This window comes from Olivibacter jilunii, from assembly GCF_900607235.1.
GTDB lineage: Bacteria > Bacteroidota > Bacteroidia > Sphingobacteriales > Sphingobacteriaceae > Olivibacter > Olivibacter oleidegradans.
The window spans coordinates 243,641-255,888 of sequence record NZ_LR027851.1; the positions used below are offsets into that span (position 1 = coordinate 243,641).

The 12,248-nt window shown below is 41.8% G+C and carries 14 protein-coding genes; 6 read left to right on the forward strand and 8 right to left on the reverse strand.

Features of this window, described 5'->3' with window-relative positions:
- Positions 1-40 precede the first annotated feature (40 nt).
- Both E0E36_RS14935 and E0E36_RS14940 read left to right on the forward strand, forming a co-directional pair.
- Complete coding sequence (locus tag E0E36_RS14935) at positions 41-895, forward strand: AraC family transcriptional regulator (protein ID WP_130856599.1); 855 nt, start codon at positions 41-43, stop codon at positions 893-895.
- 63 nt (positions 896-958) lie between these two features.
- The gene (locus tag E0E36_RS14940) at positions 959-1,786 is read left to right on the forward strand and encodes an NAD-dependent epimerase/dehydratase family protein (RefSeq protein ID WP_130856600.1); all 828 of its coding nucleotides are present in this window, start codon (positions 959-961) and stop codon (positions 1,784-1,786) included.
- Between the two features lie 156 nt (positions 1,787-1,942).
- On the opposite strand, the gene E0E36_RS14945 is transcribed toward E0E36_RS14940, so the two are convergent.
- Together E0E36_RS14945 and E0E36_RS14950 are read right to left on the reverse strand one after the other, a co-directional pair.
- On the reverse strand, positions 1,943-2,791 hold the full coding sequence (locus E0E36_RS14945; protein ID WP_130856601.1) for a helix-turn-helix domain-containing protein: 849 nt from the start codon (positions 2,789-2,791) through the stop codon (positions 1,943-1,945).
- Positions 2,792-2,939: 148 nt separating this feature from the next.
- Positions 2,940-3,935 carry an SDR family NAD(P)-dependent oxidoreductase gene (locus tag E0E36_RS14950; protein ID WP_130856602.1) on the reverse strand — a complete coding sequence of 332 codons (996 nt, stop codon included), beginning with the start codon at positions 3,933-3,935 and terminating at the stop codon, positions 2,940-2,942.
- A gap of 584 nt (positions 3,936-4,519) precedes the next feature.
- On the opposite strand from E0E36_RS14950, the gene E0E36_RS14955 reads away from it, so the two are divergent.
- A complete protein-coding gene (locus E0E36_RS14955; protein ID WP_130856603.1) occupies positions 4,520-5,002 on the forward strand; it encodes a hypothetical protein in 483 nt (160 codons plus the stop codon).
- Positions 5,003-5,009: 7 nt separating this feature from the next.
- On the opposite strand, the gene rhuM is transcribed toward E0E36_RS14955, so the two are convergent.
- A complete protein-coding gene (gene rhuM / locus E0E36_RS28360; RefSeq protein WP_130856836.1) occupies positions 5,010-5,183 on the reverse strand; it encodes a RhuM family protein in 174 nt (57 codons plus the stop codon).
- A 180-nt stretch (positions 5,184-5,363) separates the two neighbouring features.
- Positions 5,364-5,735 carry a DoxX family protein gene (locus E0E36_RS14965; protein ID WP_207303769.1) on the reverse strand — a complete coding sequence of 124 codons (372 nt, stop codon included), beginning with the start codon at positions 5,733-5,735 and terminating at the stop codon, positions 5,364-5,366.
- A gap of 110 nt (positions 5,736-5,845) precedes the next feature.
- Between E0E36_RS14965 and E0E36_RS14970 the strand changes: the two genes are divergently transcribed.
- Both E0E36_RS14970 and E0E36_RS14975 read left to right on the forward strand, forming a co-directional pair.
- A complete protein-coding gene (locus E0E36_RS14970) occupies positions 5,846-6,184 on the forward strand; it encodes a winged helix-turn-helix transcriptional regulator (protein ID WP_130856604.1) in 339 nt (112 codons plus the stop codon).
- Positions 6,185-6,467: 283 nt separating this feature from the next.
- Complete coding sequence (locus tag E0E36_RS14975) at positions 6,468-7,289, forward strand: alpha/beta fold hydrolase (RefSeq protein ID WP_130856605.1); 822 nt, start codon at positions 6,468-6,470, stop codon at positions 7,287-7,289.
- Between the two features lie 241 nt (positions 7,290-7,530).
- On the opposite strand, the gene E0E36_RS14980 is transcribed toward E0E36_RS14975, so the two are convergent.
- The 3 genes from E0E36_RS14980 to E0E36_RS14990 all read right to left on the reverse strand — a co-directional run bounded on the left by E0E36_RS14980 (position 7,531) and on the right by E0E36_RS14990 (position 10,147).
- A complete protein-coding gene (locus E0E36_RS14980; RefSeq protein WP_130856606.1) occupies positions 7,531-8,310 on the reverse strand; it encodes a helix-turn-helix domain-containing protein in 780 nt (259 codons plus the stop codon).
- A gap of 145 nt (positions 8,311-8,455) precedes the next feature.
- Positions 8,456-9,280 carry an SDR family NAD(P)-dependent oxidoreductase gene (locus E0E36_RS14985; RefSeq protein WP_130856607.1) on the reverse strand — a complete coding sequence of 275 codons (825 nt, stop codon included), beginning with the start codon at positions 9,278-9,280 and terminating at the stop codon, positions 8,456-8,458.
- 45 nt (positions 9,281-9,325) lie between these two features.
- Positions 9,326-10,147 (reverse strand): SDR family NAD(P)-dependent oxidoreductase, encoded by an 822-nt coding sequence (locus E0E36_RS14990; RefSeq protein WP_130856608.1) that lies wholly within the window; start codon positions 10,145-10,147, stop codon positions 9,326-9,328.
- Between the two features lie 157 nt (positions 10,148-10,304).
- Between E0E36_RS14990 and E0E36_RS14995 the strand changes: the two genes are divergently transcribed.
- The gene (locus E0E36_RS14995) at positions 10,305-11,210 is read left to right on the forward strand and encodes a helix-turn-helix domain-containing protein (protein WP_130856609.1); all 906 of its coding nucleotides are present in this window, start codon (positions 10,305-10,307) and stop codon (positions 11,208-11,210) included.
- A gap of 381 nt (positions 11,211-11,591) precedes the next feature.
- Here the strand turns inward: E0E36_RS14995 and E0E36_RS15005 are convergent, their stop codons facing one another.
- Positions 11,592-12,170 carry a Crp/Fnr family transcriptional regulator gene (locus tag E0E36_RS15005; protein WP_130856610.1) on the reverse strand — a complete coding sequence of 193 codons (579 nt, stop codon included), beginning with the start codon at positions 12,168-12,170 and terminating at the stop codon, positions 11,592-11,594.
- Between the last annotated feature and the right edge of the window lie 78 nt (positions 12,171-12,248).

Below are 12,248 nucleotides of genomic sequence, written 5' to 3' on the forward strand. Positions count from 1 at the left end.
ATTAATTGGTAAATTCGCTTAAAGGTGATCGTTAGAAACTATGCCCCTAAATACTTTTCCTGAAAATCTGAGCCAGAACAAAGAGCTCTCTATACGTATCGTTTCTCCGGAGTTCGGCCATATATCATCAGAGATGGCGGTTCAATACGGTTCTGCTCAACGGTTACCTTATTATTTCTTTCTTTTCGTGCTGCGCGGGAACAGCCAAGAGGTCATAGACGGGAAAACGATCGAAGTAGGCGAACATGAGCTTTTTTTTGCGTTACCCCACCAACTTAGGCAACTGCCTACAACCGGCCATAGCGCAGACTATTATAAATTGGGGTTTGACGATGAGTGCCTCTCGCGATTGCCGAAAAAGTTCCCTTTTTTGCTCAACCCTCTGAACCGGCAAAAAATCAGTTTTCCACCCGATGCTGCACTTAGACTTCGGAATACGTTTAAGATTTTGAACGAACTGCTACGTACTGCCGACAATGATCCGGAGCTGATTCTGGCTTACCTGAACAGCCTGCTTACAGAAATAAACGCCGCTTATTATGCATTACATAAGAAGCACACGGCAGCGGGTCTTGATAAGTTTTTAGGGTTCAAACTATTTGTAGAAGATAATCTTACTGATCAACCTGCCATCACGGAGATCGCCGATAAGCTGGCCTTAAGCACAGATTGTTTGTATAGAATCGTAAAACAGCATTCCGGCGTTTCACCTAAGGAATTCATCACAGACCGTTTGATCATGGAGGCCAGACGCAGAATGTATAATAACCAAAATACATCGGTAAAGGAACTGGCATTTGAGCTCGGCTTTAATGACCCGAGTTATTTTTCGCGTCTGTTCAAAAAGGTAACCGGTAAAACGATAGCCGCTTTTTACCGGGATTTGTCCTTGTAAAAGCGGTTTTTGTCCGAATCTTACTAGTACATTAGCCGCACTTTTGTCCAAAACGATTTAATTATGGACAAACAATTTGGTAAAATATTACTAACCGGTGCAACCGGGTTAGTTGGGTCAAGGCTTTTGCCTCGCCTTGTTAAAGCGGGATATGATTGTTTTGCACTGGTACGTGGCAAAGAAGTCGCGACCGGAGTAACGGCTGTGCAAGGCGACTTGTTTGATCCGGAGACACTTCAAGAAGCTGTAAAAGACGCCGTAGCTGTTATTCACCTGGCAGCCGTGTTCCGGTCAACGGATATGGACCTGATCTGGAAAAGTAATCTGGAGGGTACGCGCAATCTCATTGATGCCGTAAAGAGCAACGCCCCTGATGCCCGTTTCATATTTGCAAGTACCAGCCATGTTTATGATATAAATAGCCCGCACCCCGGTCGGGAGGATGATGCGCTTAACCCGCAACATGCCTATCCGGCTAGTAAAGTTGCTGCGGAAAATGAGTTGAGTGAAAGCGGACTGAACTGGTCTGTTCTGCGCTTCCCATTTGTTTATGGTGATGGTGACGGCCACCTGGAAGAATTGCCTAAACACGTGGTTGCTGCAAAATTTCATCCGGCTATGCGGATGAGCACCATCCACCATCGCGATATATACACGGCTGTCATCATGGCTTTGCAAGGGATCATGGACAGGCGAGTGGTCAATATCGCAGATGAGGCCCCAACGACATTATACGAGCTCTTGCAGCTTGTTGGCGAAACGATGACTTCATCAGCAGAGCCGTTGATAAACCCTTGGTATCTTCATGCCGATGCCTCGCTCGCCCGTAGCTTGGGCTTTCAACCTTCGATAAGAACCGTTTATCAGGCGGCACAAGAAAACCTGCTCTGACAAATACTTGATCTTCTTTTGGTCGCGCCGGAATTACATCCGTGTTTCACCGGCGCGTAACCTGAGCTATTTCTGCACATAACTATCCTACCAGATTTGACTACCTGCATATGAGCCGCTATGGCAAACCCTTGTCTCTTTGCATTATTTTAAGTTTCAATGTTCGGGCGTGGATTTAAAGTTTGCGGCGGGCTTGGCAGGTTGGTTCAGCAATTCAGTTGGGGCATAGCCAAAATGTTTCTTAAATGCGTATGAAAAGTGCGACAGGTTTTCAAAGCCTGTTTCGTAACAGACGTCAATCGGGCGCTTCTGTTTTTCCGTAAACTGGTAATGTGCCAATTCCAGCCGCTTTTGCGTGAGCCACCGTTGTGGGGTAGTATGAAACACTTTGCTGAAGTCTCTTTTAAAGGTAGTGAGGCTTCTCCCAGTCAGGTAAGCGAATTTTTCCAGGGGAAGGTTAAACATAAAGTTCTTTTCCATATAGTCGGTCAGATCAATTTTTCCCGGTTCTTCAAAATTGGTCAGTATGTTGTCTATGCTTTTGTCAATCGCCCTCAGGATACTAATGGCCTCTGTAATTTTTAATGACGCGATATGCTCCGGAAGCTCGTTCATTTCAAAATACGGGACCAGGGAAGATAAACAACTTTCCAGCAGCGGATGATTGTTGAAATGATAGATTTTCGGCGGTTCCAAGATTTTGGCAACTCCATTCTGATTGGCATAAAAATCCCTTAATCTCGCTGTGGAAAGATGCATCACGACTGTCTGATGCGGTTTGCCGTCTTTGGGATAATTAATGATGGTTGCGAGCTGGTTTCTTGGAATCAGGAAAATATCACCCTCTCTAAAAATATAAGTCGCATCTGCCAGAACAATTTTTGTTTCGCCTGAAATGAACCAGATCAGCATATGGTGCTCAAACAGAATGTCTGATTTGAAAAACTTATCCTCGTAACAGGAAAGTTTGATATCATCCGTTATGTATTTGGCTTCGTATTGCATAGCTGTTTCTTATTGTAATCCCGTACGGAAAAATTACTGTAAAAGTAAAGAATATCAGTTAATCTACTTTGTTTAAAAGTCCTGTTAAACTTTCGAAGAAAGGCAGACAGATTTATCTTTCAACGTTTTTATTCCCTTTAGTTTGATATTAACTCATTGGAAAAGAGATGCCGCTGGTTTCTTCGCTCCATTTCCACAGGCGTTTGGCATCAGCCTCGTCCAACGAATAGCGTTTTACGCCCCGAGACGGCCCGCTGTCGGATGCTAACGGTGCAACATCTGCATCCTCACAGTACACACCACCCATATTATCAAGCAAAGGCGTAGTGGCACACCATACCGTTGTGGCAGCACCCTGCGGTATCGTTTTGAGTGAAGCCAAGACTTCGGGCAACATATTACCCTGTTCGTCCACAAAACCCATTTTTACAAATAATTCCAAGGGTGCTTCCCTTCCAAGTTCAGTTCCCGCAATGGAACCCGGATGCAGGCTGTATGCCCGTATATTGAAGGCTTTGGCCCGATTGTCCAGTTCAAGCGCGAACAAATTACTGGCCGTTTTGGATTGACCATACGCCTGTAATGTTTCGTATGTACGATGCTGAAAGTTGGGGTCATCAAAATCGAAGGTTCCGAACTGGTGACCTTGGGAAGATACATTGATGACCCTGGCACCATTCGCTTGTTTGAGAGCAGGCCATAGCTTTGCTGTTAACCGGAATTGTGCCAGGTAATTGGTCGCCAGTTGTGATTCAATACCATGGCTGTTGTGGCGAAGCGGTACCCACATAATGCCGGCATTGTTGATGAGCAGATGCAGAGGCCTGCCAGAGTCCAGAAACTTTTGTGCAAAGGCATCAATAGAAGCCGGATTCATCAGGTCCATCGGCTCTATTTCGACATTGGCGATTCCATCCAGGTTACGTTTTGCTTTTTCTACATTTCTTGCCGGTACGATGACAGTTGCCCCGGCCTGCGCCAATGTTTTGGTGGTTTCCTGACCGATACCTGTGTTACCACCTGTTATAACGGCGATTTTTCCTGAAAGGTCAATACCTTTGATGATGTCTGCTGCTGTTGATTCCGCGTTGAAGCCCGAGCCTATTGGCTGTTGCAATGCTCCCTGATAATTGTTCTTTTCCATCTTTTAGAAATTTTATTCGTTATTGATGAAACAAAGGTAAACAGGCAATCAAAGTCTGGCTTTGTTCAAACGTCCGAAGTTGCTTTGTTTAAAAGTCCATTGTTGTTTCGGAGAGGCGAAGCAAGAGGAAAAGCCGAAGGGGAGGTGAAAAAAGCCCTGACGTAGTAGAAAACCTTGTCTTAAAGCTCAGTTTGTCTGATGAAAAAGCTGCGGAAATTGCCAAAGTTTCGATAGACTTTGTCCAAAAAGTTCGTGCCGATTTGGCCAAGAAAAAGCACTAAAGGATATTCCATTAATAGATATTTAAGCCATTTCTTTCAAAGAGATGGCTTTTCTGTTTTATATGCTAAGGCGCAACTGTCGGTTCCTACCTCTGTCCGGCTGTCACAACTTAAAGTGTTGATTCTTGTTCTGCTGCGATACCTTTCTTCATAAAAGTAATAACAGCATAATGTTTAAGTAATAATTGAACAGTTTCTTTGGTAAATCAACTACCCTATATGACGGCTAATTGTCCTGTAAGACCATTTGTGAAAGGGGGGATATTAAGTGAGATTGCCCGGATCGGATAAAGTTCTTTTTACATGACTTTAAGAAAAATAACATTAAATCTGCTTTTGGCTTTATTGTCACCCATCGTATTGCATGTGGGCGCTTTACAAGGTATTTTCAAAGCGCTGATATCGGGTAAATATGAAACGAACGGACAACGGTTCGCATCATTTTATGAATACTTAAATTCTATTTATGACTATGGGGTCTTTTTTCTGCTTTATTTTGTTTGCTTGATTTTCCTTTTATTGCCTTTCCAATTGATCAAAGATTACGAGCGGAAAGCGGGTAGAAACTATACCTTTTACAGGAAATTTCTTACGCTGTTCGTATTGTTTATGTTCTACATTGTTATGCTGGGTTGCTTTGTAATGAATCTATTTGTGACAGATTCCTGGTATGTCAATTTGCTCTATCCCGGTTTGGCAGCTTTATTTAGTCTTGTATTTACGTCACTTACTTACTTTTTCATCGATCGGCATGAACAAGACTATAGGATTTCAAAAGAAGCTTAACTATGAATCAAGGTACCGCGTTAGGATTAACGCGGCAGCCAACTGAAATGATAACGTCTAAATTATAATGTATCCTATCCCTCTCCACCTTTCGATTTCCCTCTACTTGAACTGTTCGGAATTTCCGAACAGTTGACTGTTCCTCCAGCTCTTGATTCGTGGGAAATCGGTCTCTGTACAGTCTTTAAAAAAAGTAGGCGTAGCCAATCATGTCATTGCCGAAAGTCTAAAACTGCCCCCTAGCGGTAGTAGAGAAGTTGTAGGTTTTACAACTGATATAATCCAGCTTTGTTCGAACGTCCGAAGTTCTTTTAGTTTATATTTCTGACAATCGTTTTGTAAACAGAAAGCAGATAACTTTTCAGTCTTCCTTCACCCAGACTACAAATCCTGCCAATAGTAATACGAATACATTAATGCCAATATCCGAAATTTCTCCACGGGAAATATGGAACACCGCTGCTGATATCATAAGCGATACTATACCAATCGCTGAATAAGTGGCCCATTGAGGTTTGATTTTTAATAAAGACGGTAATATGATACCTATTCCCAGCAAAATATCAGCGATTCCAGCTACAATTACCAAAGACGGATATTCGGCAGTCCACGGCCACATTTCAGCCAATTTGTCTCTGGCGGTAAACAATTTAGTATATCCTGCCCATACCAATGTAATGGCAAGTAAACCTTGCATAATCCAACAAATTACGTTTAATGTTTTTCTCATCATCAATTCAAAATTATATGTGGGCAAAATTATTTACATTAGCTATCTGATTGATATTACTTCCCATTCGGAAAGCACTATCCAAACGGGAAGTATCGTTAAAAAATTAGCATATGTTAGAAGAAGGAGGCTGCCCTAAAACTATGTTGTCCATCAGTGACGCACTGGAAGCCCTGGAAGGAAGATGGAAATTGTTGATCTTATTTGCACTATCAGATGGGCCGTTACGGTTCAAACAAATATCCCGTGAGGTTTCAGGCATTACGGATAAAACACTGTCTAAAGAATTAAAGTCTTTGGAGGCCAATCTGCTCATCAATCGTTACGTGTATGATACCTTTCCGCCCACAGTTGAATATTCCATTACAGAACACGGTATGTCGTTGGAAAATGTATTGAAGGAACTGCATTACTGGGGGCTGCGTCATCGGCAAACCGTACTTGGCAAATAAGATTTTGTAAACTCTTTCCTGTAGGCAATCAAAGTCAGGCTTTGTTCAAACGTCCGAAGTTGCTTTGTTTACTGAAACCTTATCAAAGTGAAGATACCTCCCGGGGATTTATAGATAGCATACTTTATGCAGGCAAAGTGAGCCGATCGGATTTAATTACAATTAATTTTTGCGATCTTAACCTAGATTAAGATCGAATGAATTTGGTTACACTACTTTTGCTAAAGAATTAGGGCAAGATTACTTGACATTAACTATCACAAACTTTAAAAATTTAAGAAAAATGAGCACGCTAAAATTAAAAGACGGAACAGAGATTTTTTACAAAGACCAGGGAGAAGGCCCGGTTTTGATGTTTCATCATGGATGGCCATTATCTTCAGACGACTGGGATGCACAGGTGATTTTCTTTTTACAAAAAGGCTATCGTGTAATCGCGCATGACAGAAGAGGTCACGGCCGTTCCAGCCAGAATATTTATGGTCACACTATCGAGCAATACGCTTCTGACGCGGCTGAGCTGGTTGAGTTTTTGGGGTTAAAAGAAGTGGTACACATAGGCCACTCCACAGGTGGCGGTGAAGTAATCCGTTATGTAAACAAGTATGCCAAAGGTAGAGCGAAGAAAGCTGTTTTAATCAGTGCAGTTCCGCCTGTTATGGTAAAAAGTGAATCTAATCCTGATGGTGTCCCAATGGAAGTATTTGACAATATCAGAGAACAGACATTAAATAATAGAAGCCAATTTTATATTGACTTAACTTTCCCTTTCTATGGCTATAACCGTGAAGGTGCAGATATAAAGGAAGGTGTGCAGAGGAACTGGTGGCGGCAAGGAATGATGGGCGGCATCGTTGCCCACTATGATGGAATTAAAGCTTTTTCAGAAACTGATTTTACAGAAGATTTAAAGGCAGTTGATATTCCGGTCTTAGTGTTGCACGGTGAAGATGACCAAATCGTACCAATAGCGAATTCAGCTATAAAATCTGCGAAGCTGCTGAAAAACGGGAAGCTGATTACGTACCCTGGTTTCTCGCACGGAATGCCTACCACAGAGCATCAGACTATTAATAAAGACCTTTTGGAATTTATCCGGTCTTAATCGAACATAATCATTATAGTGGCGGTTTGTTCCAAATTTTCATACCCAAACCAGAATAGAATATGCTTTGCCAACCATTCTGATCTTGGTGCCTTTCCAGCTTGTTTTTACCAAGCTACTGTACTTTCTGGTTGATCGGTATACAGAAAAGAATAAGCAACCGACAAACAACGAATCGTAGCCGTCGGAAGCCCGCAAAATAAGTGGGCTTCCGATTACCTGATCTTCATTTTAGCTCCGGCTATGCCCTTTTTCCCCAGCCGCAGCAAGTTTTGGCCTCTAAAATCATAAAGATATGAATTAGCTCCATTGCCGTCTTTCCGGTTTCCTGCTTCAGCAGATCACTCAGATAGCGTGGAGAAACAAATAGCTGATCAGCCAGAAATGCCACATTCGGAAGCCCGCTTTTTACCATCAGACCCTGATTTAAATATTTTCTCAGCAGATCGTTAAACTTGGACGCTGTCTTCCCGATGACTTGCGCCCTATCAACAAATTGTCTTTTGTAATAGCGCTGCGCATACTTCAGGATAGAGGAAATATGGCTCAAAATAATTTCACGGCTGTATTCGTCCGGATTATTAAAGTATTCTGTCTGGATTTTTGAATGAAGCTCCAATATAATCTGTTCTTCTTTCGGGGAAAGATGCAGCGCCTCTGTAACTTCGTAATCAAAAAAGCTGTATTTCTCGATTTCTTTGAAAAGTTCATGACCATGCAGGTAATCTTCATGGATCATCAGCATATATCCTTTTTCTTCGAATTCAAGATCTTTCATTTCGATGATCTGCCGTGGTTTGGCGAAGAAAAGGCATCCGTTATCGTGATCATAGCTCGTACGTCCGTACATAAAATTGCCGGATTTAATTTTCTTAAAAGCAATTACATAACAGTCGGTCGTAAATTCCCTATTTCCCAATTTACATTCGGACTGACAGCCGATCATACTGAAGAGCGGATGCTGCGGGGCTTCCCATTGATTGCCCAGATGTAATGCTGTAAGGGTTTTATAATGTTGCATCGGTTCAATTTTATCTATGTTAAAAAGATTTTACCGGAGGCAGGATTCATTTAACGTAAAAAAAGGTTGATATGTCCTACTGTATGATCACGATATTGGTGTTGTTAACGATCATCATTCAAGCGATGAGTCATTTCAGCTTCTTCTAATGTCCGTGAGCAGCAATACTGACCTGTTTCCAGTTTTGGATATCTTCAAGCCTTTTGGTATATACATCATTAATGACCTGATAGGCAATTCTACCGAACAATATGCGCTTGGGCGGATTTTCGCTATCGATGATGTTCAAAACCGGCTCAACGGTCGCTTCCGGTTTTCCCCAGGTGTCAGGATTGTCACCGCTCTCTGCAAAAGCTGCGCGCACCGGGTCGTAATCCGTAATCTCCGAAGAAGTCTGAACCGCAGATGCTCCAGCCCAATCTGTTGCAAAACCATTGGGCTCAATTAAAGTGGTTTTAATACCCAAGTGGGCAGTTTCCGAACCGATCGTTTCGATCAAACCCTCTACGGCAAATTTCGAAGCATTATATAATCCCAATAATGGCAGTGTCGTTAGTCCAAGAAAGCTTGAGACCTGAATAATATGACCGCTCCTTTGCTCCCTCATAATAGGCAATACTGCCTGAGCGACCCACAGTGATCCGAAAAAATTGGTTTCCATCTGATCACGGGCCTGCTGCTCGGATGTTTCTTCGGTTGTTCCAAACAAGCCAAAGCCGGCGTTATTAATCACTACATCGATCCGTCCAAAATGGTCCTTGATCTTTTTAACAGCTGAAAAAACATCTTCACGGCTGTTAACATCCAATTTCACTTCTAAAATACTGTCACCGTAAGCAGATTTTAAATCTGCCAGCGCACTGATATTTCTTGCCGACGCGGCAACTTTATCCCCTCTTTTAAGTAAGGCCTCAGCCCATATTTTTCCAAATCCTTTGGAAGCTCCTGTTATAAAAACTATTTTGCTCATTTTTATTTTTCTTGTTTTGTTAACCTATTTATAAAAAGCACCGTATTATCCATGCGCTGCTTCTGAAACATCCTTCCATTCTTTCCACTGCTGAAGTTTTTCACCATAAACCCTTTCTGTTTTGACATATCCCAATTTGCCCAGAAATAGTCTAAGCGGCGGGTTTTCGCTGTCGATCAGTTTCAAGATAGCTGGAACAGTGGCTTTGGGAGTACCATAATCATCCGGTCCAAGTCCCTCAATTTTCCCCAAGCTTTCCCTCAATGGATTATATACATCGAGCGAATCGCCGAATACCGCTGAACTTCCTCCAAATTCAGTTTTGTACCCATTCGGCTCAATCAAAGTTACATGGATACCAAAATCTTTGACCTCACTAGCCAGCGCTTCACTAAGTCCCTCTACCGCAAATTTGGTTGCATTGTAAATACCGAGAGTGGGAAGGCTCCATACACCGAGTACACTTGAAAGCTGGATGATATGTCCGTGGGCCTGTGCTCTCAGGATCGGCAGTGCCGCCTGCGTCACCCATAGTGTTCCGAACAGATTCGCATCGAAAACATCTCTTGCTACTTTTTCCCTCACTTCCTCTACTGCACCGAAAACTCCATAACCTGCATTGTTGATCACCACATCAAGCTGACCGAAATGTTCTTTAGCTTTGTTAACGGTAGCAAATACGGCTTCTCTATCGGTAATATCAAGCTGTAGCGGTAAAAACTGATCACCATACTTTTCTGACAGCGCTGTAAAAGCGTTAGCTCTTCTGGAGGTTGCCGCTACGTTGTCTCCACGTTGCAATAGTGCTTCAGCCCATAGTTTTCCAAATCCCGATGTTGCGCCTGTAATGAAAATTGTCTTTGCCATTTTGTTATTGTTTAGAATTTTATTTGTTATTTTGATAAGACAAAGTTATATCCAGACCAGGCCTTTGCTCTACTCCATATCAGCGGAAGAATAGCACAGATTTACGAAAATGTAATTTTGGATCATTTCAACGAGTAATTTTTTAAAATCAGACACATTGGAAAAGATCAATCATTATAAAAGCATAACCGAACTTCACGAAAGAAGTGGCTTTGAAACTCCAAAACATCCACTTTTAAGCCTGATGACCTGTAAAGAACTTATGACCTATTCGGTCGGAGAAGACAGATTCACAGGTGACTTTTATATGATTGCCCTGAAAAAGATCAAGTCGGGATATGTCCTTTATGGTAAAACAAAATATGACCACAGCAACGGTTCCGCTGTTTTCGTGAAGCCAAGACAGATTATCGAAGTCAGTAACGTCCAGTTTGCAGAAAAGGGTTTTGTTATATTTTTCCATGAGGATTACCTGGCCGGACACATCCTGCATAAACAGATCAAAAACTATGGTTATTTTGAGTATGAGATAAACGAAGCGCTTCACTTATCGCCTGCTGAGGAAGTGATTATGTGGGAGCTATATGAAAAGATAAGGATAGAATATGACGAAAACTCGGATGAGTTCAGCCGTGAAATTATACTGTCACATATTGATTCCATCCTAAAATATTCAGACCGTTTTTATAAAAGACAGTTTTCGGATCGAAGCAACAACGTTTCGGGCGCAACGCTTAAAAGGTTTCAGGCAGTATTACAGACCTATTTTGATAAGAAACTGCACCTAAAAGATGGGTTGCCCACCGTAAACTATCTCGCGGGAGAACTGTTTCTGTCAAGCAGGTATCTGAGCGATCTTCTGAAGCAGGAAACCGGGAAAACCGCGCTGGAGCATGTCCATATCTATCTGGTAACAGAAGCGAAAAATCTATTGTTGGGATCAGACAGCAGCATTTCCGGAATTGCCTATGATCTGGGGTTTGAAAGCCCATCGTATTTTACGCGTCTATTTAAAAAAGTAGCAGGCCTAACGCCGGCTCAATTCAAGGAAGCAAAGAATTAGTTTCAAGATTTAATATTATATACCAAATCTCTTGTAAATCAGTAATCATATCAACATAATGATTTTACGAGAGAAGTGCCCCCTAAATTTGAAATAAGAACATAAACGGCTAGAATTACAACATCTGTTAGATTTTATTCTTTCCGATCTCGTATCCAACTTTTTTTTGGCTTTTCTTCTTTTTCAATAAACTTACTAAGATAACTGAAAAGCACCTCGATTTTTTGGTCCTGTTTTATCATCTGTTCTTCTACCTGTTCTACCCTCAAAAATACATCCTTATGGGCCACTAACAGTTCCCGGATTTTAGTGTATATACGTACGATCTGGATATTGACCTGGATGGCTTGAGGTGGAGGAGATAGAACCGCTGTTTTCGCCTTACATTTTACTTGGTTTTCTTACTCTACTTAAAGTTTCTTTCACTACTCCTAAATATGATGCAATGTGATGAAGAGGAAATCGCTGGACGATTTCCGGATAACACCGTAAGAATCTTTCGTAACGTTGCAAAGCGTTTAAGCTTATTGCTGCGTCCAACCTTTTTTGAAATGCGATGTGATTATTTTCGCTCATTTTCCAGAACATACGTTGAATCGCGGGTATTTCCAGAAGTAAATCAAGATCCGACCTCCGAAAGACAAGTAGGTCTGTATCCTCCCATGCCTCAATATAATATGTTGACGGAATACGATGTATAAAGCTTTCGCGATCTGTGATCCACCAGTTTTCAATACATAGTTGGTTAATGCATTCCATACCGTTTTCCGATATGCTAAATTGGCGCACAGCCCCTTTAAGAATAAAGCCCGTATATGCACATATACTTCCCTCTTCGAGGAACAGCTGTTTACGACGGAGTTTTTTAGGTTTCATGATACTGGCAATACGGTCCCTATCAAAAGGTAGAAGTTGAGCATCGCTGTATCGTTCGATATAATTAAAAAGCGGGTCGTACATTCTTCATTAATTTTTGGTATCGTACAAATAGCATGCATACCAAAAATAATAAAAAATTCCGCTTTTCAAAATACAAGT

Bases quoted from the DNA above. Each gene is read 5' to 3' on its own strand.
- E0E36_RS14935 (WP_130856599.1), top strand. From the start codon at position 41: ATGCCCCTAAATACTTTTCCTGAAAATCTGAGCCAGAACAAAGAGCTC.
- E0E36_RS14940 (WP_130856600.1), top strand. From the start codon at position 959: ATGGACAAACAATTTGGTAAAATATTACTAACCGGTGCAACCGGGTTA.
- E0E36_RS14945 (WP_130856601.1), bottom strand. From the start codon at position 2,791: ATGCAATACGAAGCCAAATACATAACGGATGATATCAAACTTTCCTGT.
- E0E36_RS14950 (WP_130856602.1), bottom strand. From the start codon at position 3,935: ATGGAAAAGAACAATTATCAGGGAGCATTGCAACAGCCAATAGGCTCG.
- E0E36_RS14955 (WP_130856603.1), top strand. From the start codon at position 4,520: ATGACTTTAAGAAAAATAACATTAAATCTGCTTTTGGCTTTATTGTCA.
- E0E36_RS14965 (WP_207303769.1), bottom strand. From the start codon at position 5,735: ATGATGAGAAAAACATTAAACGTAATTTGTTGGATTATGCAAGGTTTA.
- E0E36_RS14970 (WP_130856604.1), top strand. From the start codon at position 5,846: ATGTTAGAAGAAGGAGGCTGCCCTAAAACTATGTTGTCCATCAGTGAC.
- E0E36_RS14975 (WP_130856605.1), top strand. From the start codon at position 6,468: ATGAGCACGCTAAAATTAAAAGACGGAACAGAGATTTTTTACAAAGAC.
- E0E36_RS14980 (WP_130856606.1), bottom strand. From the start codon at position 8,310: ATGCAACATTATAAAACCCTTACAGCATTACATCTGGGCAATCAATGG.
- E0E36_RS14985 (WP_130856607.1), bottom strand. From the start codon at position 9,280: ATGAGCAAAATAGTTTTTATAACAGGAGCTTCCAAAGGATTTGGAAAA.
- E0E36_RS14990 (WP_130856608.1), bottom strand. From the start codon at position 10,147: ATGGCAAAGACAATTTTCATTACAGGCGCAACATCGGGATTTGGAAAA.
- E0E36_RS15005 (WP_130856610.1), bottom strand. From the start codon at position 12,170: ATGTACGACCCGCTTTTTAATTATATCGAACGATACAGCGATGCTCAA.